The following is a 2,528-nucleotide window of genomic DNA, read 5'->3' as shown; positions in this document are numbered from 1 at the left end:
ATGCCGTCGCGCTCTTCGGCCAGCTCGGCGTGCTCGCGCCGAAGCTCCATCTCCTCCAGCTTGGCCAACTGGCGCAGACGGGTGTTGAGGATGGCGTCGGCCTGGATGTCGGTCAGGCTGAAGGTCTGGATCAGCCGGGCCTTGGGTTCGTCCTCGTAGCGGACGATGCGGATCACCTCGTCCAGATTGAGGTAGGCGATCATCAGGCCGTCGAGGATGTGCAGCCGCGCCTCGATCTTGCCCAGGCGGTGGCGGGCGCGGCGCACCAGCACCTCGCGCCGGTGGGCAAGAAAGGCGGTCAGCGCCTGTTTCAGCCCCATGACCCCGGGCGTGCCCCGGGCGTCCAGCACGTTCAGGTTCACCGAGAACCGGGTCTCCAGGGCCGAGAGCCGGAACAGGCTCTCCATCAGCACCTCGGGCTCCACGTTGCGGCTCTTGGGCTCCAGCACCAGGCGCACGTCCTCGGCGGACTCGTCGCGCACGTCGCCAAGCAGGGGGGCCTTCTTGGCCTCGATCAGCTCGGCCAGCTGTTCCACCAGGTCGGCCTTCTTCACCTGGTAGGGCACCTGGGTGACCACGATCTGATAGGTCCCGCGCCCGGTCTCCTCCTTCTCCCACAGACAGCGCAGGCGCACCCCGCCCCGGCCGGTCTCATAGGTTTCCAGCAGCGAGGCGTGCGGCTCGACGATGACCCCGCCGGTGGGGAAGTCCGGGCCCCTGACGTGGGCCATCAGCTCGGCGGTGGTGGCCTCGGGGTTTTCCAGCAGCATCAGGCAGGCGTCCACCAGCTCGGCGGCGTTGTGCGGCGGGATGGAGGTGGCCATGCCCACGGCGATGCCGGTGGCGCCGTTGGCCAGCAGGTTGGGGAAGCCGGTGGGCAGCACCACGGGCTCTTCGTCGGCGGCGTCATAGGTCGGCTTGAAGTCGACCGCGTCCTCGTCGATGCCGTCCAGCAGCAGGGTCGCGGCCACCGTCAGCTTGGCCTCGGTGTAGCGCATGGCCGCAGCGTTATCGCCGTCGATGTTGCCGAAGTTCCCCTGCCCGTCCACCAGCGGATAGCGCTGGGCGAAGTCCTGGGCCATGCGCACCAGGGTATCGTAGATCGACTGGTCCCCGTGCGGGTGATAGCCGCCCATCACCTCGCCCACCACCTTGGCGCATTTGCGCGCTGAGCTCTCCGGGTTCAGGCGCATCTCGCGCATGGCGTAGAGTACGCGGCGCTGCACGGGCTTCAGCCCGTCGCGCACGTCCGGCAGGGCCCGGTCGGTGATCACGCTCAGCGCATAGGCCAGGTAGCGCCGCGACAGGGCCTCCGACAGGGGCTCGTCGATGATCCGTTCGCCGTCGCCGGGCGGAGGGGCTGTGAGGACTGTCATGGGAATCAACTTGGTGGTGGAAACCCACCCATAGCGTGACGGCGCGGGGTCGTCGCGCGGCGCAGATGGTCCCCTAAAGCCGCCCTGCCTCGGACAGCCGGTCCACCAGCCACAGCCTGGCCGGCGGCAGGGGGCGGTTCAGGGGGTTGAAGATGAAGGCTTCCAGGAAGTGGGCGGTGAGCCCGAGGCCGGCCCCCACGTCGCCGTCCTCAAGCCTGGCCTGGGACGACAGCATGAATGGCGGCAGGGCCAGCAGGCGGTCCTTGTAGGGCCGGCCCGCCTCGCGGCTGACGGCGCGGCCGGTGCGGGGGCTCACATAGATCAGGTCGTCCTCGGACCCGGTGGCGGCGCATTTCGACAGGTCCAGGCCGAACCCCAGGTCCTGCAGCAGGCCTGCCTCGAAGCGCACGAACACCGCCGGCCAGATGTCCAGCTGGGTCAGCGCCTGGGTGAAGGCCTCGAAGGCCAGGTAGGCGCCCGGATGCGGCTCGCGCTCCGGCAGGGCGCCGGCGGCCACGGCGGCGGCGGCGGAAAGCCCGGCCAGCGCCAGGGGATCGTCGAACAGCGCCGATGGCCCCTCGCCCACCGGCTCCAGGGTCACCGAGCCCAGCTGGTCGGAAACCCGGGCCCGATAGCGAACGATGGCCTTGGCGCCGGGCTGCAGGAACGCCCGGATCTTCCGCGACGAGCCCCCGGCCACGTGGGCGGCGTACTTGCCGTGGCTGGCGGTGAGCAGCTCGACGATGGCGCCGGCCTCGCCGTGGGCGCGCGCCGAGAGCACGAAGGCGTCGTCCTCGAATTCCATGCCGCTACGCTATCAGGCGTCGAAGTCGAGACCCACGTCGCCGTAGAACTCGCGCTTGTCGGCCCAGCGCTCGTCCACCTTCACGTGCAGGAACAGGTGCACCGGGCGCTCGAACAGCACCGCCAGCTCCTCGCGCGACTTCTGGCCGATCCACTTCAGGGTCTGGCCGCCCTTGCCCAGGATGATCGGCCGCTGGCTCTCGCGCTCCACATAGATGGTCTGTTCCAGGCGGGCCGAGCCGTCGGGGCGCTCCTCGAAGGCGGTGGTCTCCACGGCGGCCGCATAGGGCAGCTCCTCGTGGACGCGCAGGTAGATCTTCTCGCGGGTGATCTCAGCGGCCAGCAGGC

At 69.8% G+C, this 2,528-nt stretch carries 3 protein-coding genes; all 3 read right to left on the bottom strand.

Translation table 11 applies throughout. The features are described 5' to 3' along the window. Positions 1-1,376 (bottom strand): DNA topoisomerase IV subunit A (gene parC, locus ACLL81_RS10155; RefSeq protein ID WP_411288222.1); only part of this gene is annotated, 1,376 nt, incomplete at its 3' end. Between the two features lie 73 nt (positions 1,377-1,449). Beyond that, entirely contained in the window at positions 1,450-2,181 is a 732-nt protein-coding gene (gene recO, locus ACLL81_RS10150) for a DNA repair protein RecO (protein ID WP_411288221.1), read from the bottom strand. Positions 2,182-2,193: 12 nt separating this feature from the next. Beyond that, positions 2,194-2,528 (bottom strand): KH domain-containing protein (locus tag ACLL81_RS10145; protein WP_411288220.1); only part of this gene is annotated, 335 nt, incomplete at its 5' end.

Origin of the sequence: Phenylobacterium sp. (assembly GCF_046590535.1) — a bacterium.
Taxonomy (GTDB): Bacteria; Pseudomonadota; Alphaproteobacteria; order Caulobacterales; family Caulobacteraceae; genus Phenylobacterium.
Note: the sequence above shows the minus strand (reverse complement) of the source record. Positions and strands in the feature narration are given on the sequence as shown.

Coding starts and splice junctions, on each gene's coding strand:
- recO (WP_411288221.1), bottom strand. CDS start 2,181: ATGGAATTCGAGGACGACGCCTTCGTGCTCTCGGCGCGCGCCCACGGC.